16 protein-coding genes are annotated in these 16906 nt (G+C 64.6%); 4 read left to right on the forward strand and 12 right to left on the reverse strand.

Annotated elements, in window-relative coordinates; translation table 11 throughout:
* Window positions 1-83 precede the first annotated feature (83 nt).
* Window positions 84-977, reverse strand: a complete 894-nt coding sequence (locus B6V74_RS04515; RefSeq protein WP_088722065.1) for a LysR family transcriptional regulator — start codon at window positions 975-977, stop codon at window positions 84-86.
* A gap of 93 nt (window positions 978-1070) precedes the next feature.
* Here B6V74_RS04515 and B6V74_RS04520 point away from each other — a divergent pair, with 93 nt between their 5' ends.
* Both B6V74_RS04520 and B6V74_RS04525 read left to right on the forward strand, forming a co-directional pair.
* Window positions 1071-2621: a proton-conducting transporter membrane subunit gene (locus tag B6V74_RS04520; RefSeq protein WP_088722066.1), complete on the forward strand. Its 1551-nt coding sequence runs from the start codon at window positions 1071-1073 to the stop codon at window positions 2619-2621.
* Window positions 2622-2625: 4 nt separating this feature from the next.
* Window positions 2626-4992, forward strand: a complete 2367-nt coding sequence (locus B6V74_RS04525; protein WP_088722067.1) for a DUF2309 domain-containing protein — start codon at window positions 2626-2628, stop codon at window positions 4990-4992.
* A gap of 135 nt (window positions 4993-5127) precedes the next feature.
* On the opposite strand, the gene B6V74_RS04530 is transcribed toward B6V74_RS04525, so the two are convergent.
* The 3 genes from B6V74_RS04530 to hppD form a co-directional block, all read right to left on the reverse strand.
* Entirely contained in the window at window positions 5128-5601 is a 474-nt protein-coding gene (locus tag B6V74_RS04530) for an autoinducer binding domain-containing protein (RefSeq protein WP_088722068.1), read from the reverse strand.
* 188 nt (window positions 5602-5789) lie between these two features.
* Complete coding sequence (locus tag B6V74_RS18730; protein WP_143597861.1) at window positions 5790-6320, reverse strand: hypothetical protein; 531 nt, start codon at window positions 6318-6320, stop codon at window positions 5790-5792.
* A gap of 49 nt (window positions 6321-6369) precedes the next feature.
* Complete coding sequence (hppD, locus tag B6V74_RS04540) at window positions 6370-7464, reverse strand: 4-hydroxyphenylpyruvate dioxygenase (protein ID WP_088722069.1); 1095 nt, start codon at window positions 7462-7464, stop codon at window positions 6370-6372.
* 133 nt (window positions 7465-7597) lie between these two features.
* Between hppD and B6V74_RS04545 the strand changes: the two genes are divergently transcribed.
* Entirely contained in the window at window positions 7598-8053 is a 456-nt protein-coding gene (locus tag B6V74_RS04545) for an Lrp/AsnC family transcriptional regulator (protein ID WP_088722070.1), read from the forward strand.
* An 88-nt stretch (window positions 8054-8141) separates the two neighbouring features.
* Window positions 8142-8594 (forward strand): MarR family transcriptional regulator, encoded by a 453-nt coding sequence (locus B6V74_RS04550; protein ID WP_075777563.1) that lies wholly within the window; start codon window positions 8142-8144, stop codon window positions 8592-8594.
* Here B6V74_RS04550 and B6V74_RS04555 read toward each other — a convergent pair.
* Genes B6V74_RS04555 through hmgA form a run of 8 tightly spaced genes read right to left on the reverse strand, consistent with a single transcriptional unit; the run spans window position 8591 to window position 16811 of the window.
* Complete coding sequence (locus B6V74_RS04555; protein ID WP_075777562.1) at window positions 8591-9901, reverse strand: TRAP transporter large permease; 1311 nt, start codon at window positions 9899-9901, stop codon at window positions 8591-8593. The genes B6V74_RS04550 and B6V74_RS04555 overlap by 4 nt on opposite strands.
* Window positions 9898-10344 carry a TRAP transporter small permease gene (locus B6V74_RS04560; RefSeq protein ID WP_075777561.1) on the reverse strand — a complete coding sequence of 149 codons (447 nt, stop codon included), beginning with the start codon at window positions 10342-10344 and terminating at the stop codon, window positions 9898-9900. The genes B6V74_RS04555 and B6V74_RS04560 overlap by 4 nt, the downstream gene beginning before the upstream one ends.
* Window positions 10341-11381, reverse strand: a complete 1041-nt coding sequence (locus B6V74_RS04565; protein WP_075777560.1) for a TRAP transporter substrate-binding protein — start codon at window positions 11379-11381, stop codon at window positions 10341-10343. Before B6V74_RS04565 ends, B6V74_RS04560 begins: the two co-directional genes overlap by 4 nt.
* A 54-nt stretch (window positions 11382-11435) precedes the next feature.
* The gene (locus B6V74_RS04570) at window positions 11436-11672 is read right to left on the reverse strand and encodes a DUF2783 domain-containing protein (protein ID WP_088722072.1); all 237 of its coding nucleotides are present in this window, start codon (window positions 11670-11672) and stop codon (window positions 11436-11438) included.
* On the reverse strand, window positions 11669-13225 hold the full coding sequence (locus tag B6V74_RS04575) for an FAD-dependent oxidoreductase (protein ID WP_088722073.1): 1557 nt from the start codon (window positions 13223-13225) through the stop codon (window positions 11669-11671). Before B6V74_RS04575 ends, B6V74_RS04570 begins: the two co-directional genes overlap by 4 nt.
* 27 nt (window positions 13226-13252) lie before the next feature.
* Window positions 13253-14203, reverse strand: coding sequence for an MBL fold metallo-hydrolase (locus B6V74_RS04580; RefSeq protein ID WP_088722074.1), 951 nt, complete (start codon window positions 14201-14203; stop codon window positions 13253-13255).
* A gap of 11 nt (window positions 14204-14214) precedes the next feature.
* Window positions 14215-15453, reverse strand: coding sequence for a fumarylacetoacetase (gene fahA / locus B6V74_RS04585; RefSeq protein ID WP_088722075.1), 1239 nt, complete (start codon window positions 15451-15453; stop codon window positions 14215-14217).
* Window positions 15450-16811 (reverse strand): homogentisate 1,2-dioxygenase, encoded by a 1362-nt coding sequence (hmgA, locus tag B6V74_RS04590; protein ID WP_088719250.1) that lies wholly within the window; start codon window positions 16809-16811, stop codon window positions 15450-15452. The genes fahA and hmgA overlap by 4 nt, the downstream gene beginning before the upstream one ends.
* Window positions 16812-16906: the final 95 nt, after the last annotated feature.

A 16906-nucleotide genomic window follows, 5' to 3' on the forward strand; every position in this document is an offset into this window, starting at 1 on the left:
AAAAGAAAAGGCGGCTTTCGAGCCGCCTTTTCGCGTTCTTGTCCAGCAAGGTCGCGCGCGCCATTGTCCCGCGGTTCCCTGGATCAACCGCGACCGGACGCCTCTGCCTCCCGCGCCTTCTCGATCAGGTCCGTGACCACCGGGTTCGGAAAGCGGCGCTGCAGCGTCACCGCGTAGAAATCCTCGCCGATATCGAGATCGAACGGTGCGGTCACCAGCAACCCGTCGCGAAGCTCGTCGGCCAGAACGACGGCGGGCGTGATCGCAAGCCCCGCATCCTCGCGGGCCAGAAGGCGGATCATCGCCATGTCGTCCACCTCCGCCGCCACTTGCGGACGCAGCCCGAGCCGGGTGATCAGACTGTCGAAGCCGGTCCGGATCGAACTGTCGGTCGGCAGGATCACGGGTTCCTCGCTCAGCATCTCCTCGAGCGTGGCATGCCGCAGCCGGTGCGGCGTGCCGTGCAGCAAGACCTTCTGTTCGGCGACGCGATGCGCGACGAAGCTCGAGAACACGTCGCGTGCCGGCGGCTCCGTCGTCAGCACCACGTCGAGCGCCATCGCCTGCAGCGCCTCGAACAGGACGCCCCCGTTGCCCGAACGCAGCACGATCTCCACATCCGTGCGCCCGATGAGCGGCGCGAGAAATCCGATCTGGAAATTGCGCGAAAGCGTGGAGAGCGCGCCGATCCTCACCGCCTGACGTCCCGCCGAGGCCTGTCGCAACGTGGCCGCAAGCTCTTCGCCCGCCTCGAAAATCCGCTCCGAATAGTCGAGCGTGATATGCCCGACCTCGGTCAGCACCAACTGCCGCCCGCGCCGCTCGAACAATTGGTGACCGATCCGTGCCTCGAATGTGCGGATCTGCGTCGAAAGCGCCGATTGCGAAACGTTCAGACGCTCCGCCGTGCGCGTCAGGTTCCCGTCCTTCGCGACTTCGTGGAAATAGCGCAGATGATGGTAGTTCAACTCTGGCATCGTTCTATTAAACAGAACGAAAACCCACAAACAATGAATTTTTCTTCACACTAAGTCGCCGCTACCTCTCCCGGGAACGAACTGGAGGTTGCCATGTCTTATCTCTTGCTGCTGCCCGCTGCGCTTTTGATCGCGGTCGGCACTGATTTGCTTCTGAGGCCTGCGGAGCGGGCCGGAGCGCGACTGCGTGGGCCGGAGTTGGCCTCACTTCTGGGGCTGCTCGCGACGGTGAGCGCGGCGGTGATGCTTGCGCTGTCGGGGCCGACGACGAGCCCGCTCATAGGCATGGCGGGCATCGGTCTCTCTGCGCGCATCGACATCGTCAGCATCTCGCTGGCACTGACCGTCGGCTTCGTCGGCTGGGTGGTGCTGCGCTTTTCGCGGGTCGCGCTCGATGGCGAAGCGCGGCAAAGCTGGTTCATGGGCTGGATGAGCCTGACACTCGCCTGTGTGCTTGCGCTCGTGGTGGCGGGCAACCTGTTCCAGCTGGTGATCGCATGGATCGCGGTCGGCACCGGTCTGCACCGGTTGCTGCTGTTCTATCCAGAGCGCCCCGGCGCGCAACGCGCCGCGCGGAAGAAATCGCTCAGCGGGTTGGTCGCGAGCGGTGCCCTGCTGGTCGCGGTGAGCCTTCTCGCCTATGGCTTCGGGACCACCGACATCGCGCGCATCCTCGAGGCCGCGCGCGACGGGCAAGGGCCGCAGACGCTTTGGCTCGTGGCGGGGCTTCTGGGCGTCGCTGCGGTGTTCAAATCGGCGCTGATCCCGACCCATGGCTGGCTGACCGAGGTGATGGAGGCCCCAACCCCGGTCTCGGCACTGATGCATGCGGGCGTGGTCAATGCAGGGGGCTTCCTGCTGATCCGCTTTGCCGACGTGATGCTCGCCGCGCCCGGCGTCCTCGCGGTGCTGGCGCTGGTCGGCGGGCTCAGCGCACTCATCGCGGCGGCAGTGGCGACGACGCAATCGGCGGTGAAGACCTCGCTTGCATGGTCCACCTGCGCACAGATGAGCTTCATGGTGCTGCAATGCGGACTGGCGCTGTTTCCGCTGGCGCTGCTGCATATCGTGGCGCATTCGCTTTACAAGGCGCATGCCTTCCTGTCCTCGGGCAGCGCGGTCGCCGCGGTGGCGCAGCAGCGCCGGCCCGGCCCGGTCGCGGTGCCGGGCGCCGGAGCGGTGCTGCGCGCCTTCCTTCTTTCGCTCGCAATCTACGGCGGGGCGCTCGCGCTCTCCGGGCTCTGGCACGAGCCGCCACAGGCGATCGCGTTGGGGGCGATCCTCGTCTTCGGCGTCGCCTACCTGATCGCGCAAGGGCTGGCGGAGGCCGCGCCGTGGCCGCTGTTCTGGCGCACGACGCTTATGTCTCTGGGCGCGACCCTTGGTTATTTCGCGCTGCATTGGGGGGCAAATGCGCTCTCGGCGGGCACCCTGCCGCCCCCGCCCCCGGCCGATCCGCTGATCTGGCTGGTGATGCTCCTGACGATCGCAGGCTTCGGCCTCGCGGCCTGGGCGCAGGCGACCTTCCCGCTTTGGGGCAGCCATCCGGCTGCGGCGGGGCTGCGGGTCCACCTCATGAACGGTCTCTATCTTAATGCGCTCACCGATCGGCTGATCGGGCAGACGCCCCTCAAGAAAGGTTAAGGCTATGAGTTTCCACAGCTATCAATTCCCCGGCGCGACCTTGCAACTCTTTGCCGCAGCCGAAAAGACGCTGGCTCAGATCCCGCCCGCCTTCGGGCTGGAGGCGACGGTGGCGGTGAACCCCTATCTCGGTCAGGCCGGAGAGAGCCGCCTTCAGGCCGCGACCCGGCTGGCGCGGGTGGCGGGCGCCCGGACGACCGCCCCGCGCGAGGCAATAGCCCAGTGGCTAGAGGCCGGGCGGCTCACGCTGCAGGATATTTCGGCCGCCGCGATCGAGGCCGGGCTCGACCCCGATCAGGTGCGAAAGGCGCTTCACGCCCCCTCGCCCGCGTATCGGCCCGATCCGACGCTGGCCGATCTGGCCGCGAAGGAGACCGGACAGGACTGGCCCGCGCTGATCGCGGACCGGGTCGGTCTCTGGGCCGGCGGGCATTTCGACAAGGGGCAAGCGCTCTGGCCTGCGCCCGAAGGCGCGGCCTTCAAGGCGTGGCGGGCGTTCGCGCTGCGCGACCTGACGCCGGGTCTGCACGGGCTGCGCGGCTTCTGCGCCTTCGCGGCGAGCCTGCCCACGGATGCGCGCGCCGCCTTCGCGGAACTGACGGGCCGGCTTGGTCTGAGCACCGAGGCCGCGCCACTCTACCTGCATCGGCTCGCGATGAGCCTTGGCGGCTGGGCGCAATATGCGCGCGGGCTTGGCTGGGCGGACGGGCTGAAGGGTGAGCGCAATGCGCTGGCGTTCGAGATGCTGGTGATCCGGCTCGCGTGGGAGGTGGCGCTGCTGGAGTGTTTCCGCGACCGGCTCTCCGCCCCGTGGACGCGGGCGCTGAAAGACCATACCGCGCCGCTGGATCCAAGCCTCGATCTGCGCATCGATCTTGCACTGCAAGAGGCCGCGGACCGGGCCGAAGAACGGGCCTTGGCGGAAACGCTCGCAGCGGCGGACGAACGGACCGGCGCACAGGCACCCGACATCCAGGCGGTCTTTTGCATCGACGTGCGGTCCGAACCCTTCCGGCGGGCCTTGGAAGCCGCCGATCCCGGCGTGCAGACGCGCGGCTTCGCGGGCTTCTTCGGTCTGCCGATCGCCCATCGCGGGCTGGCCTCGGACCAGCGCGACGCGCGGGCGCCGGTGCTGTTGGAAACAGGGGTCGAGTCGCAAGTCGCGGTGAGCGACAAGGCCGATCAGGCCGCGCGGATCGCCCGGCGCGCCACCCGCGCTTGGGGCCGGTTCAAGCTGGCCGCGGTGTCGTCCTTCGCCTTCGTGGAAGCGGCCGGGCCGCTGTATCTGGGCAAGCTTTTCGGGTCGGCGATGGCGCAGGAAACGGCACCGATCCCCGAGCCCGTGCCCGCGCTTGACCTGCCCTCCGATGAGCGGATCGCGCTGGCGGGCCGGGTGCTGCAGGCGATGTCGCTCACCTCCGATTTCGCGCCGCTGGTCCTGATCGCGGGTCACGGCGCGCATGTCACCAACGCACCGCATGCGAGCGCGCTGCAATGCGGGGCCTGTGGCGGCCATGCGGGCGATGTGAACGCGCGGTTGCTCGCGGAACTGCTCAACGATCCGGTGGTGCGCAAGGGACTGTCCCGGAACGGCATCGCGATCCCGCCGGAGACGCGGTTCCTTGCCGGGCTGCATGATACAGTCAGCGACGAGCTACGGCTGTTCGAGGATGGGACGGCTGCGGTGCCACGGGCGCATCTGGCGCAGTTGCAAACAGCGCTCGCGAAGGCGGGCCAGATCGCCCGGACGGCGCGGGCGCAGGCCCTCCCCCGCGCCGGGTCGGGGGCAGATCTGCCCCGGCGGGGCAAGGACTGGTCCGAGTTGCGGCCCGAATGGGGGCTGGCCGGTTGCCGCGCCTTCATCGTGGCCCCCAGGGCGCGGAGCAGGGGCTGCGATCTGGGTGGGCGAGCCTTCCTGCACGATTACGACTGGCGGCAGGATGCGGGCTTTTCCACGCTCGAGCTGATCCTGACCGCCCCTGCCGTCGTCACCAGCTGGATCGCGCTGCAATATAACGGCTCCGCCACCGCGCCCGAGGTATTCGGGGCGGGCAACAAGCTGTTGCACAACGTGGTCGGCGGCATCGGTGTGTTCGAGGGCAATGGCGGCGATCTGCGGGTCGGGTTGCCGATGCAATCGATGCATGACGGCGAGCGGCTGCGGCATGATCCGCTGCGGCTCTCGGTGGTCGTCGCGGCCCCGACCGAGGCGATCACCGACGTGCTGGAGCGGCATCCGCAGCTCAAGGCGCTCTTCGACAATGGTTGGTTGTCGCTGCAGGCGATGGACGATGCGGGCCGGATCACGGCGCGCTATGAAAACGGTTCGTGGGTGGAGCGGGACCAACCGTCCCAGATCCGCGCCGCCTGACGGTAAACGCCGCTCGCAACATCGGGGGCTGCCCGCACCGCAACTGCTCGGGCGCGGGCAGCCCATTAGACTCTGCGGCTCTGCTCGATTGGCATTGGTATTCGGGTCTCTGGGGTCTGGCCCAAGAACTCCGGCTTAGGGCTGCACCGGGATCTGGCGAAGCTCCTCGAGCTCCTTATCGGACATGTCCAACGCATCGCGGGTGACGTCGTGAAGCTCCTGCATTAGCGATTGAGCCTGCTCGATCTCCTCCTGCGTGATCGGACGAGAAGGATGGGCAAAGAAGCCAATGGAACGGTCCAGTTCCCCAAGTGCAATGACCTTCCCGTAACGCAATCCAAAACGCGAAGCGGCGCCGAACACGTCACTCTCATCGCCGTCGGAAAGGTCCGCCCAATCGCAAATACCCTGATTGGAAATCGCCCATCGGACGGTCGGGTCCACGAAAACGAGCTGTTTTTCGGTGTAGTAATCCACCCATTCTTTCGGGTAGGTCACATAGCTCAGGGTCGGATTGGCAAAGCGAATGTGCAAACCCAAGGCGAATTTCCAATCGGTGACCCGATTAAGGCGCTGCAAGCGGTCTTCGATTACACGCAGCTGATCCAATCTTCGCCTCCTGACAAGTTCAGTTTATTTTGCGCCGATCCCTATGGCGCATTTCTGAGCCGTTTTGCCGAAGCTTACGATTTGTGGATTCGGAAGGAAAGAGCGGACGCCGACAAGGCCCAACTGATCTGCCTCGGCGCACTCTTTCAGGTTTTTCTCAGCGGATTTTTCTCTGTCCGCTCAGCCAATCAAAGCAGAAACTTCGCCCTAGCTTCCCGCAGCGCGCGGGCCATTTCGAGATACCCGGCATTGCTGTTATTTCGATGCATCAACTCATAATGGTCCGCCCAGCGCTCAATCTGCGACCGCGGCACCTTGTCCGACCACGCGCCTTTGCGCAGTCGGATCGCCCCGTCATCCAAGTATTCGATTTCGATAGAAGGCTCCGTCATGAAAATCTCCGCCTGTTTGTAATTGGGGCCGGAGGGCTTGCGATCCGGCCCCGGGCGCACAGGAAAGTCTTTTTGAAAAATAAATTCTCTCGAATACCTATTTGCTATCAAAGGAAGACGGCAGCATTCACCTGAGGAATTCCGGACCTTCAGCTTCGATAACGGAGAGTTGATCGAACTTTCTGCATGGCGCCGCCGGTTCCCGGGCCCAAACAACCCAACCGGCTCCGACCGATCGTCGAGCTCGCCAGGCTCTGCTCGGCGTGGTGCGTGCTTTTGGATTTCGCTGAGCGGCAAGGTTCCGTCCGCAGCGCCGCCGAAATGCATACGGGGCAGGCTCCAGCCTGCCCCGTCGCAACTTGGATTTGTGGCGCGATCATTCGGCGACGAGTTCGCCGCTTTCGATCTGCTCGCGCTCGATCGACTCGAAGAGCGCCTTGAAGTTGCCTTCGCCGAACCCATCGTCGCCCTTGCGCTGGATGAATTCGAAGAAAATCGGCCCGATTACCGTCTTCGAGAATATCTGCAACAGAATCTTGGTCTCGCCGCCGCCGAGGACGCCCTCGCCGTCGATCAGGATGCCGTGCTTCTTCATCCGATCGACCGGCTCCTCATGCCCGGTCACGCGGTCATGGCTGAGCTCGTAATAGGTTTCGGGAGGGGCAGGCATGAAGCGGATCCCGCGATCGGCGATCGCGTCGGTCGCCTCGTAGATGTCGCGCGCGCCCACGGCGATGTGCTGGATGCCCTCGCCCTTGTACTTCTTGAGATAGGAGACGATCTGGCCGGTTTCGCCGCGATCCTCGTTGATCGGGATGCGGATGCGCCCGCAGGGCGAGGTCAGCGCCCGGGAATAGAGGCCGGTATATTTTCCCTCGATATCGAAGAACCGGATCTCGCGGAAATTGAAAAGATCGCCGTAGAAGTTGAACCACTTGTCCATGTTGCCCTTGAAGACATTGTGGGTCAGGTGGTCGAGATAATAGAAGCCCACGCCCTTCGGCTTCGACGTCTTCAGCCAGTCGAATTCCTCGTTATAGGGCGAGGTGTCGTAATATTGGTCGGTGAAATAGATCAGACTGCCGCCGATCCCCTTGATCGCAGGCCAGTCGACGGTCTTGTCCGTGCCCTCGTAGGGCTCCGCGCCGTTCTTCACCGCGTGATCGAAGGCGTGCCGCGCATCGACGACGCGCCATGCCATCGAGGGGGCGCAGGGCCCGTGCTCTTCCACGAAACGGGCCGCGAAGCTGTCGGGGTCAGCGTTGATGACATAGGTGATGTCGCCCTGCTGCCAAAGCTCGACCGGCTTCGATTTGTGGTTCGCTACATGCTCATAGCCCATCTTCGAGAAGAGGTCGCGCAGTTCCTGCGGATCGGGATGTGCGAATTCGACGAATTCGAACCCGTCCGTGCCAGCGGGATTCTCCTCGGTGATAGTGGATTGCGGGGCGTCGTGGGGGAACGGTCCCATGGGTTTCTCCTCCTGTTTGCGCTAAGAAGAGGGTAGCCTGGGACGAATGCTCGTTCCGCGCGAAGTGGCGCATAGGGGCGCCAATTTTTGCGCAAATATTGCATCCAGGTGGAATTCGGCGCTAAATCTCCGCATGATCGACCATATCGACAAACGCCTGCTCGCGGAACTGCAGCAGAACGCCCAACTAACCTCGCAGGACTTGAGCGAGCGGCTGAACCTGTCGCCAAGCCAAGTGGGGCGCAGGCGGCAGCGGCTCGAGGCCGAGGGGCTGATCCGCGGCTATGGCGCGCGGCTCGACGCGGCGCGGCTTGGGCTTGCGGTTCAGGCCTTCGTGCAGGTGCAGATGCTGCGCCACGGGGCAGAGCCCGCGCAGCAATTCTCTCGCCTCGTCTCCCTGCAGCCCGAGATAACCTCGGCCTGGACCCTTACCGGGGAGGCCGATTATCTGCTGCGTGTCTACTGCGCGGATCTGGCAGCACTGCATCGGCTGATCCACGACGTGCTGCTTGCCCATCCCACCGTCGCCCGGGTGCAGAGCCAGATCGTCATGCATCAGTTCAAGCAGGATGCGCCATTGCCGATCTGAGTGCGGACCGCGTCGGGAGCGGCCTAACGAAAGTCATTTCATTGCACATGAAACACTGCCATCCTGCCCCGAGGAGGATTTGCACCGCATGAAGCTCGAGGAATTCTTTCCCTACCGTCTCGCGATCGCCGCCGAGGCCTTCTCGCGCAATCTCCAGGATGTCTATGCGCGCGAATACGGGCTTACGCGAGAGGAATGGAGGCTGATGTCGATCCTCGACGGGGTCGGCCGGATTTCATCGCTCGACATCGCGCGCCGCACCACGCTCGACAAGGTTCAGGTAAGCCGGGCAGCGGCGCGTCTCGAAGCGCGCGGGCTGATCCGGCGCTTCGTGCCCGACAGCGATCGGCGGCTGCGTGAGTATGAATGCACCGAGGCGGGCCGTGCGCTTTATGGCGAGGCCCGGCCCAAGGTGAACGCCCGGGCCCAGACGATGCTCTCCGCCCTGCCCGAGGAAGCGCGCGCCGGACTCGAAGCCGGGGTGAATGCGCTGATCGACACGCTCGAGCTCGATATCCGTACCGAGCCCGAGCGGGACTAGCCGACCAGCCAGAGAGAGATCACCGGGAAGGCCACGATCAGCGAGATCCGCACGATATCTGCCACCCAGAACCACAGGATGCCGCGGAACATCGTGCCCAGCGTCACGTCCGGCAGAACCGAACGCAGCACGAAGACATTCATGCCCACAGGCGGCGTGATCAGCGAGATCTCCGTCGCGACCACGACGATCACGGCGAACCAGATCAACGCATTGTCGGGATTGGCCAAAAGCCCTGAACCGAAATCGAGCTGGTAGATCACCGGGTAGAAGATCGGCACCGTCAGCAGGATCATCGACAAGCTCTCGAGCACCATGCCCAGCAGCATGTAGATCAGTACGATGATGATGATCACCTCGTAGCCGCCCAGCCCGAGATTGTAGACCAGTTCGGCCAGCGCGTCGGGCAGGCCCGCGAAGGTGACGAAATTGCCGAAGATCTCGGCTCCGATGACGATCGCGAAGATCATCGCGGAGGCGATTGCCGCATCGGTGAGCGCCCGCCAGAGCGCGCCGAGCCTCAGACCGCCGACCGCAGCCGCGATCAAGACGGCCGCAGCGGCGCCCATGCCGGCGGCCTCGATCGGGGTGAAGAACCCGCCATAGATGCCCACCATGATGAAGACAAACAGCCCGAGCGTCGCGAGCACGCCGACGATGTCCTGCCGCTTCATGGCAAGGGGCTCGCGCACTTCCGGGGCGAGTTTCGGGTTCAGCCGCACTGCGACCATGACCGACACGAGATACAGACCTATGCCGAGAACACCGGGAACGATCCCCGCGATGAACAGCTTGCCGATGTCGCTCTCGGTCAGAAGACCGAAGATGATCATGATGACCGAGGGCGGGATCAGAATACCCAGCGTGCCGCCCGCGGCGATGGCGCCGGTGGCGAGCGAGTCGTGATAGCCGAAGCGGCGCATCGATGGCATCGCCACCTTCGACATCGTGGCCGCGGTCGCGAGCGACGAACCGCAGACCGCGGAGAAGCCGCCGCAGCTGAGGATCGTGGCCATCGCGAGCCCGCCACGCATCCGCCCGAAGACCCGGTCGGCGCCCGTGAAGAGACCGCTGGCGATCCCCGATCCGGCCAGCACATTGCCCATGAAGATGAAGAGCGGCACGACCGAAAGCGAATAGTTCATCCCGGTCTCGAAGACGGCGCTGCCGACCATCGAGCCGGCCGCCTCGGCGCCGCGCATCCATGCGAACCCGGCCCCGCCGACAAGCGCCATCGCGAAGGCGATCGGCACGCGCAGGAAGACCAGCGCCAGAAGTATGGCGAATGCCACGAGAGATATCGTCATTCCGGCCTCCGAAGCACCGCGACAAGGGCGGAGACGGCGAAGCTGAGTACGCCGATCACACCGAAATACCAGAGTTTGATCCCGAGACCCGAGGTCGCGAGCTGCGTGTGGAACTGATCCTGTGTCAGGATCACCAGCCGCCATGCGAAATAGAGCATGACGAGCGCCGCGATCGCGCTCCCGATCCGCCCGAGCATACGCCGCAGCACCGGCGGCAGGATCGGCATCAGCAGGTCGACCTCGACATGGCCTCCCTTGCCCGTGGTGAGAGGCATCGCGACGAAGACGAGCGCGCCGAGAAGCACCTGGGTGATCTCGTAGGCGCCGGTCAGCGGGTTGTTGAACAGATACCTGCCGACCACGTCGAAACAGGTGACGAGGATCAACCCCGTCACCAGGCCCGCGGCGATTGCCTCGAGAACGAAGCGGCCGCGTGCGATCATACGTCCACGCCCGTCATCTTGCGGAACTCGGCAAGCGCGGCGCGACCGTCATAGTCGCCGCCCAGGCTGTCGGCCCACTGCCCTTCGAGCACGCTGGCCTCTTGCTTGATCGCGTCGAGCACGCCCTGCGGCGCGGTCTCGGCGACCATGCCACCCTCTTTCGCTGCCTTCTTGCCGCGCTCGTCCGCGCCGTTCCAAGCCTTGCCGACGCGGGTTGCGAAGGCGAGCCCGGAGAGCTTGTTGATCGCCTCCTGATCGGCCGGGGAAATCGCGTCCCACTTGCCGGAATTCATCACCAGGAACCAGGTGGTGTTGTAGATGCCGCCCGGGATCGTGGTGGTGTATTTCAGGTAATCCGCGAGGTTGAACGAGGCGATCGCGTCATAGGGGAAGGTCACGCCATCGACGACGCCGCGCGAGAGCTTTTCATAGACTTCGCCCGAGGGGGTGAAGATCGTCTCGACGCCGAAATGGCTCATCAGATCGGCGATGTAGCCGCCCGGCACACGCATCTTCAGACCCTGCAGGTCTTCGATCTTGTTGATCGGACGCTTGTTGTTGTGGACCATCCCGGGGCCATGGTTGAACAGGCCCAGCAGATGGGTGCCGGCATGTTCCTTCTCGGCGCCGAGCTTCTCGGTATAGACGGTCCAGAAGGCTTCCGACATCGACACGGCATCATTGCCGAGGAAGCTGAACTGGCCAACGCGCGAATTCTTGAAGCGGTCATCCTGCGTGAAGCTGTGCAGACCGTAGGTGATGTCGGCCACGCCATCGCGCGCCATGTCGAAATGCGCTGGCGGCGAGCCCAGCGGCTTGGCGAGCACGCGGATGCGCACGCGGCCCTCGGTCGCTTTCTCGATGTCCTTCGCCCAGGGCTTGATCGCGTCCACCACGATCGGGTGGCGCGGCGGCAACCAGCTCGACAGGACGAGGTCCACGCCCTCGGCCCGTGCCGGGATCGCAGGCATCGCAAGGGTCGCCCCCACCGCGGCGGCGGAGCCCAGGAAAGCACGTTTCGTCAGTTTATGCGTCATTGTTTCCTCCCAAGAATGACGACGAACGCGGAGCTCCCGCGTTCGGTAAAGGCATCAGCTATCGGCGCGCATCTGCCCGGTTTTCGGGCTCGCATCGGGACGCCCGGCACGCGCGGCGAGCTCGAACGCCTCCTCGAGCACGCGGCGGTCGCCGATATGGTTCATCAGGATCAGGATCAGCCGCGCGTTGAACGCGGCGCTTTCCGCCTCGTCCAGCCCCTCATGGGCGGCGATAAGCCGCTCGTAGAGCGCGTCGTGATCGGCAAGGTTCAGGTCGGTGATCAGGCTCATGCGCTGCCCTCCTCGATTGCAGCCAGTTGCGCGGCGATCTGCTCGGCCCCCGCTTTTTGCCAACGCGCCGCGACGACTTGATCGGGCCGGATCAGGTAGAGCGCCGAGGGCGCATCGCCGAGATAGCGGGTGCGCAGCTCCGGCGTCGGATCGAGCGTCATTCTGCGCAGCCCCGCGACCTCGGGCGCCTCGGCACCGAGGCCCAGAAGCGTGAAGCCGCCTGCAAGCCGGTCGAGCAGCCATTCGTTGCCAAGCGGAGCATCGGGGGCGACCGCGCCGGGACGGGTGCCACTCGGCAAGGCCGCATCATCGGGCGCCTGGTCCAGCGGGTAGCGGCACGGCAGGCTCAAGCGCCCCGAGTTCACCATCGGGCGGGCGAAATCCGCATGCTCAGACAGCGCCAGAACCGCATCGCGGAACCACCGCTCCGCCCCCGGGCGCGGCGACATGAACCGCGTGGTGCGGCTGGAATTGGCAATGTTCTCGTCAGAGCCGAAGGTCCGCTCGGCGTCATAGCGGGCGAGCAGCGCGGGCGTGCTCTCTCCCTTCACGACCCGCGCCAGACGCCAGCCCAGCGCGTCGACATCCTGCAGCCCGCCATTGCCGCCACGCGCGCCGAAGGGCGAGACGACATGCGCGCTATCGCCCACGAAGATCACCCGGTCATGGACGAAGTTCTTCAGCCGACGGCACTGGAACGTGTAGATCGAGGTCCAGTCGAGCTTGAAATTCGAATGGCCCACCGCCTTCTCGATCCGCGGGATGATGCGCTCGGGCTTGCGCTCTTCCTCCGGATCGGTGTCCCAGCCCAGTTGCAGATCGATGCGGTAGATATTGTCAGGCTGTTTGTGCAGCAGTGCCGACTGGCCCTCGTGGAAATCCGGCTCGAACCAGAACCAGCGCTCCGACGGGAAATCGGCCTGCATCTCGATATCGGCGATCAGGAAGCGTTCCTCGAACAGAACGCCCTCGAATTCGAGCCCCATCATCTGCCGGATCGGCGAGCGCGCCCCGTCGCAGGCCAGCACATACTCACCTTCGAGCGTATATTCCCCATCCGGCGTCTCGATCGAGACCGTCGCGTGATCCGCCGCCTGCTCGAGCGAGGTGACCTTGTTCTTGAAGCGTAGGTCGACAAGCGGGTTCGCCTGAGCAGCGGCGACGAGATACTCCTCGACGTAATATTGCTGCAGATTCACGAAGGCGGGCATCTTGTGGCCGTCCTCGGGCAGCAGGTCGAAGTTGAACACTTCGCGCGCGCCATGATGGGTGCGTCCGACCTTCCAGGTCACACCCTTCTGCACGCAGGCATCGCCCACGCCCAGCCGGTCGAGTATCTCGAGCGAGCGTTTCGACCAGCAGATCGCGCGGCTGCCCACCGACACCACGTTGTTGTCGTCGAGCACGACCGACGCCACGCCGTAATTCGCAAGCTCCAGTGCGGCGGCGAGACCGATCGGCCCGGCCCCAACGACGATGACCTTGTGACGCGGCTCCGGGGCGCTCAGCCCCTTCGGCGCAACATAGTCGAACGGCTTGTAATCATATGGCATCGGTTCCTCCTCCCCTGCCGGCGCGCCTCAGCCCTGAAGCGCGTCCCACATCTCGCGGTCGCGCTCTGCCGTCCAGACACGCGGGGTGTCGATGCCGCGGGCCTCGTCATAGGCGCGCGCCACGTTGAACGGCAGGCAATGTTCGTAGATCGCGTAATCGGCGAATTTCGGATCGCAGGCTTCGCGCACCGCGTCCCACGCCTCTTTCAGGGTGCCGCCACGGGCAACGACGCGTTCCACCGGCTTGAAGGTGGAGCGGACGAAATCGGCGGTGTTCTCCAGCGCTTCGGTGACCATCTTCTCGCCCAACAGCGCATCGCCACGACCCGGCGCGATCGCGCGCGGCTCGAAGGCTGCGATATTGGCCAGCGTCTCGGGCCAGTCGCCGAAATGACCGTCGCCGCAATAGCAGGCCGAGTGGTATTCCACGATATCGCCGGTGAACATCACCTCCTGATCGGGCACCCAGATCACTGCATCGCCTGCGGTATGAGCGCGGCCCAGATGCATGATGTCGACGCGGCGATTGCCGAGGTAAACCGTCATCTGGTCGCTGAAGGTCGTGGTCGGCCAGGTCAGACCGGGGATTTCCTCATGGCCCTGGAACAGGCGCGGGAAGCGGCCGAATTCGCTGTCCCAGTCTTCCTGCCCACGTTCTGCGACCTGCGCGCGGGTGGTGTCGGACATGATGATCTCGCGCGCGCCATAGGCGCTGGCGCCCAGCACGCGAACCGCGTGGTAGTGCGTCAGCACCAGGTGGCTGATCGGCTTGTCGGTCACCGAGCGGACGCATTCGATCACCTTGCGCGCAAGACGCGGGGTGGCCTGCGCCTCGACGATCATCACGCTGTCGTCGCCGATGATGACGCCGGTGTTCGGGTCGCCCTCCGCGGTGAAGGCGTAGAGGCCCTCGCCCACTTCCGTGAAGCTGATCTTCTTCTCTTCCATGTCGCCTTGCGACGCGAATGCCTTGGCCATCAGATGCCTCCTTATTCCTTAGCCCAGTCGGGCAGAGCGCGCGCAGGGAGCACCTGCCCCGTGCAATCTCCGAACCCGATGCGGTATCCCTTGCCCTGCGCAGCACCGCGCAGGGTCAGCGTGTCGCCATCCTCGATGAAGCTGCGGGTCGTGCCATCGGGAAGCTCCAGCGGCTCCTTGCCCGACCAGCTCAGTTCGAGCAGCGAGCCCCGGCTGTCTTTTTCAGTGCCCGAGATCGTGCCCGAGCCCAACAGATCGCCCGCGCGCATCGGACAGCCCGAGGTCGTGTGATGGGCCAGCTGCTGCGCGGCGGAGTAGTAGAGCATCGAGGTATTGGTGCGCGAAATCACCGCCTCCTCGCCGCCCTCCGGGCGCAGCGCGACTTCCAGCTTGATATTGTAATTCATCGGCCCCGGCTCGCGCAGATAGGGCAGCAATTCGCGCTCACGCTCGGGCGTGTTGACGCGGAACGGCTCCAGCGCCGCTTTCGTCACGATCCAGGGGCTGATCGTCGTCGCCGTCGCCTTGGACTGGAACGGTCCGAGAGGCACGTATTCCCACGCCTGGATGTCGCGCGCCGACCAGTCATTGAGCAGCACGTAGCCGAAGATCATCTCATCGGCCTGACTGACCGAGATCATACCCTCGGAGGGCTGGCCGACGATGGCGCCGAATTCCAGTTCGATGTCGAAACGCGCCGAAGGGGCGAAACGCGGCAGCTCCTCGTTCGGGCCTTTGACCTGCCCGTTGGGACGGATGACCGGCGTGCCGGAAACGACTACCGACGAGGCGCGACCGTTATAGCCGATCGGGATCGACAGCCAGTTCGCGGGCAGCGCGTTTTCGGGGCCACGGAAGATCGTGCCGACATTGGTCGCGTGGTTCTTGCCGGCGTAGAAATCGGTGTATTCGGTCACGCGGAACGGCATCAGCATTTTCGCCCCGGCTTGCGACACCAGATGCGGCTCGACCGCGGACTTGTGCCCTTCGTCGGAGAGAAGCTCGGTCAGACGCGCGCGCAGCTTGGCCCAGATCTCCGGGCCCGCCTCCATGATGCGGTTCCACGCGGGCTCGGCGAACAGATCTGCCGAAAGCCCGTGATCCACCTTGGCGACGTCGAGGATCATATCCCCGATGGCGACGCCCATCCGCGCCCCATTGCCGTCGTCGAAGACGCCGTAGGGCAGGTTCTGGATCGGGAAGTCGGTGTCGCCCTGAGCGGACGCCACCCAGCTGGTCTGGTCGGTCATTTGGTCCCCGGTTTTCCGTCGAATTTCTTCTCGATGCTGTCCCAGCAATCGATGTAATCGTCCTGCAACGGCGCCTCCTTCGCGGCGAATTCGGTGAGGTGCTGCGGGAAGCGCGTCTCGAACATGAACTGCATCGTGTTGCCTTGGAACGCAGGCTCCATCGGTTCGTTCGAGGCGTGTTCGAAGGCGTTACGGTCAGGGCCGTGCGGCAGCATCATGTTGTGCAGGCTGGTCCCGCCCGGCATGAAGCCCTGCGGCTTGGCGTCGTAGATGCCGTAGATGTTGCCCATCAGTTCGGACATGATGTTCTTGTGATACCACGGCGGGCGGAACGTATGCTCGGCCACCATCCAGCGCTCGCGGAACAGCACGAAATCGATGTTCGCGGTGCCTTCCTGCCCCGAAGGCGCGGTGAGCACTGTGAAGATCGACGGATCGGGGTGATCGAACAGGATCGCGCCGACCGGGCTGTAGGTGCGCAGATCGTATTTGTAGGCGCAATAATTGCCGTGCCATGCCACAACGTCGAGCGGGCTGTGGTCGATGAACGTCTCGTGGAACTGGCCGCACCACTTGATGACGACCCGGCTTTTCGCGTCGCGATCCTCGAAAGCCGCGACGGGGCATTTGAAGTCGCGCGGATTGGCGAGGCAGTTTGCACCGATCGGGCCACGGCCCGGAAGATCGAACTTCTGGCCGTAGTTTTCGCAGACGAAGCCCCGCGCCGGCCCTTCGAGCACTTCGACCCGATAGACCAGACCTCGCGGCAGGATGGCGATCTCCTTGGGCTCGAGGTCGATAATCCCGAGTTCCGTGCAGAAGCGCAGACGCCCCTCTTGCGGCACGACGAGCAACTCGCTGTCGGCCGAGAAGAAATACTCGTCCTCCATCGACTGCGTCACGAGATAGATATGGCTCGCCATGCCGACCTGCGTGTTCACGTCGCCCGCGGTGGTCATCGTGCGCATGCCGGTGACCCAGGTCAGCGGCTCATCGGAATGGGGCACCGGGTTCCAACGATACTGGCCGAGCGAGATCACGTCCGGATCGACATTCGGCGCGGATTTCCAATAGGGCACGTCGATCTTGGTGAAGCGACCGACATGCTTGACCGAGGGCCGGATCCGATAGCACCAGGTCCGCTCGTTCTGGCCGCGCGGCGCGGTGAAGGCGGTGCCGGAAAGCTGCTCGGCATAAAGGCCGTATTCGCATTTCTGCGGGCTGTTCTGGCCCTGCGGCAGCGCACCCGGCAGCGCCTCGGTTTCGAAATCATTGCCGAAACCCGGCATGTAGCCTTCATGCGGCCCCGACGTGCCGGTTGCCCGCACCATGCCGCTCGGCAGAGCTTGCTCGGTCATGAGATCCTCCACTCCCTGTTCGCCGGCCTCTTGCAAAAATGCCGGCGTCGAACTCCGCCCAAGTTTCGTTTCATTCGCAACGAAGTCAAGGATTT

The sequence above is a fragment of the Thioclava sp. F42-5 genome (genome assembly GCF_002213195.1).
GTDB lineage: Bacteria > Pseudomonadota > Alphaproteobacteria > Rhodobacterales > Rhodobacteraceae > Thioclava > Thioclava nitratireducens.

Bases quoted from the DNA above. Each gene is read 5' to 3' on its own strand.
- B6V74_RS04515 (WP_088722065.1), bottom strand. From the start codon at position 977: ATGCCAGAGTTGAACTACCATCATCTGCGCTATTTCCACGAAGTCGCG.
- B6V74_RS04520 (WP_088722066.1), top strand. From the start codon at position 1,071: ATGTCTTATCTCTTGCTGCTGCCCGCTGCGCTTTTGATCGCGGTCGGC.
- B6V74_RS04525 (WP_088722067.1), top strand. From the start codon at position 2,626: ATGAGTTTCCACAGCTATCAATTCCCCGGCGCGACCTTGCAACTCTTT.
- B6V74_RS18730 (WP_143597861.1), bottom strand. From the start codon at position 6,320: ATGCATTTCGGCGGCGCTGCGGACGGAACCTTGCCGCTCAGCGAAATC.
- hppD (WP_088722069.1), bottom strand. From the start codon at position 7,464: ATGGGACCGTTCCCCCACGACGCCCCGCAATCCACTATCACCGAGGAG.
- B6V74_RS04545 (WP_088722070.1), top strand. From the start codon at position 7,598: ATGATCGACCATATCGACAAACGCCTGCTCGCGGAACTGCAGCAGAAC.
- B6V74_RS04550 (WP_075777563.1), top strand. From the start codon at position 8,142: ATGAAGCTCGAGGAATTCTTTCCCTACCGTCTCGCGATCGCCGCCGAG.
- B6V74_RS04555 (WP_075777562.1), bottom strand. From the start codon at position 9,901: ATGACGATATCTCTCGTGGCATTCGCCATACTTCTGGCGCTGGTCTTC.
- B6V74_RS04560 (WP_075777561.1), bottom strand. From the start codon at position 10,344: ATGATCGCACGCGGCCGCTTCGTTCTCGAGGCAATCGCCGCGGGCCTG.
- B6V74_RS04565 (WP_075777560.1), bottom strand. From the start codon at position 11,381: ATGACGCATAAACTGACGAAACGTGCTTTCCTGGGCTCCGCCGCCGCG.
- B6V74_RS04570 (WP_088722072.1), bottom strand. From the start codon at position 11,672: ATGAGCCTGATCACCGACCTGAACCTTGCCGATCACGACGCGCTCTAC.
- B6V74_RS04575 (WP_088722073.1), bottom strand. From the start codon at position 13,225: ATGCCATATGATTACAAGCCGTTCGACTATGTTGCGCCGAAGGGGCTG.
- B6V74_RS04580 (WP_088722074.1), bottom strand. From the start codon at position 14,203: ATGGCCAAGGCATTCGCGTCGCAAGGCGACATGGAAGAGAAGAAGATC.
- fahA (WP_088722075.1), bottom strand. From the start codon at position 15,453: ATGACCGACCAGACCAGCTGGGTGGCGTCCGCTCAGGGCGACACCGAC.
- hmgA (WP_088719250.1), bottom strand. From the start codon at position 16,811: ATGACCGAGCAAGCTCTGCCGAGCGGCATGGTGCGGGCAACCGGCACG.